This is a genomic window from Methylobacterium nigriterrae, assembly GCF_037106235.1.
In the GTDB taxonomy this organism is placed as follows: Bacteria; Pseudomonadota; Alphaproteobacteria; order Rhizobiales; family Beijerinckiaceae; genus Methylobacterium; species Methylobacterium nigriterrae.
The window spans coordinates 1-1,666 of record NZ_JBAWTG010000345.1 but is presented as its reverse complement, the minus strand read 5'-3'; the positions used below and the strand labels follow the sequence as shown (position 1 = coordinate 1,666).

At 64.6% G+C, this 1,666-nt stretch carries 1 protein-coding gene and 2 pseudogenes; 1 reads left to right on the top strand and 2 read right to left on the bottom strand.

The features are described from left to right. Positions 1-59: 59 nt before the first annotated feature. Positions 60-491: pseudogene (locus WDW90_RS36900) on the top strand (IS5 family transposase). 46 nt (positions 492-537) lie between these two features. On the opposite strand, the gene WDW90_RS36895 reads toward WDW90_RS36900, so the two are convergent. Both WDW90_RS36895 and WDW90_RS36890 read right to left on the bottom strand, forming a co-directional pair. After that, positions 538-1,266, bottom strand: a complete 729-nt coding sequence (locus WDW90_RS36895) for a sulfite exporter TauE/SafE family protein (protein WP_336492689.1) — start codon at positions 1,264-1,266, stop codon at positions 538-540. Positions 1,267-1,554: 288 nt separating this feature from the next. After that, positions 1,555-1,666, bottom strand: a pseudogene (locus tag WDW90_RS36890) (cobalamin-binding protein); the annotation flags it as partial.

The window sequence follows — 1,666 nt, the reverse complement described above, 5'->3', positions numbered from 1 at the left end:
GGGATCCGGACTTGGATGCGAGACATGGCACCCCTTCCATCAGGCGCCCCCAGCTCCAGATGCTAACAGACAGCCGACTTTGCCGTCCTAGAAAAAAAGAGAGCCGATCCGGTGGCATGGGTCGCTCGCGCGGCGGTCTGACGAGCAAGATCCACGCGCTGGCGGATGCTGAGGGCCGTCCCGTGGCGCTCAAGATCACGGAAGGCCAAGCCCACGATGGGCGCTCGGCTGCGGATATGCTGAGCGGGTTGGGCGCGGGGCAGATCCTGCTGGGTGATCGGGCCTAGGACAGCGACGCGCTGCGGACCCGGATGGCCGAGCAGGGTGCATGGGCGAACGTGAAGCCGATGCCCAACCGCAAGCAGGTGCTGGCCTTCAGCCCGCTCCTGTACAAGCACCGCAATCTGGTCGAACGCTTCTTCAGCAAGATCAAGCACTTCCGAGCCGTCGCCACGCGCTACGACAAGGATCCCGATGAGTCCGCGACCTAAAGCGGCGACCCTACTCCTCCCAGCGCAGCGCCAGCGGAGCCGGCAGTCAGCGCATCACTGCGGCACCCCAAAGCATGCTGAGCCCGGACGCCAGCATCAGGCCGTCCATCACGAACCGGAACACGTCGGGCGACAGCCGCAACACGAACGGCTTGGCGAGGAAAGCGCCGCCCATCAGCGACGAGCCCACCACGAGCCCCTTCAGGAGTGTGCTCGTGGGCAGAGCACCTGCTCCACGGAAGGTGAGCGTCTTGCTCGCGTAGACAGCCAGGGAGCCGGCCGCTTCGGTGCCGATGAATGCGCCTTTGGCCAAGCCGTAGCCGACGAAGACCGGGACCGATATCGGACCGGTCGAGACCACGATGCCTGTCAGGAAGCCGATCAGAGCACCCGCTACCGCAAGGTGCCAAAGGTGCAGCCGTAGCAGGCGGGCCGCGAGCCAGTGCCGGACTGGGACCATCGAGAGCAGGAAGACGCCGATGGCAAGATCGACCGCGCGGGACGGCAGCATGAGAAGTGTCCGCGCTCCCACTGCTGCGGCCAGTGCTCCGGGTGCGGCATAAGCCGCGAAGGCTCTCCAATCGATCTCGCGCCACCATGCCAGGACACGCGATACGTTCGCCATGACGGCCGCCACCGCCATGATCGGCACCGCCTCCTTCGGCCCGTACACGTAGGCCAGGACAGGCACGAGCATGATGGACGAGCCGGTGCCGATGATGCCGCTGACAACACCAGCCACGAGCCCCACGGCAAGGACGAAGAGAAGGCCCATTCGCTGCTTACGCGAACGGACGCGGCTGGGATTCACGCACTTCGGAAGCCGGGCGGCCTCTTACGACCAACCAGCCTTGAGTTGCGGTAGCGCTTGTCATCCGTGACCTCAGTCGTGACCCAGGGTGGAAGCAGAACCTGCTGGCTCTCATGCTGGAGTTCCACCTCGGCCAGGATCAGCCCGGAGAGTGGCCCCTCGAATACATCTACGTCCCACGTCAGACCAGCATGCTCGACCTGGTAGCGCGTCTTTTCGAGGCAGCGCTCAGGTGAGATCAGTCCAGGAGGAAGGCGGACGCACTGCGTAACCCGAGACACCGACGATGCGATCTTGCTCACCGAGAAGGTAGAGAGTCTCGACCGTCTCCTCGGTCAAGCACACGATCCGCTCGGGTGGAAAT

Bases quoted from the DNA above. Each gene is read 5' to 3' on its own strand.
- WDW90_RS36895 (WP_336492689.1), bottom strand. From the start codon at position 1,266: ATGGGCCTTCTCTTCGTCCTTGCCGTGGGGCTCGTGGCTGGTGTTGTC.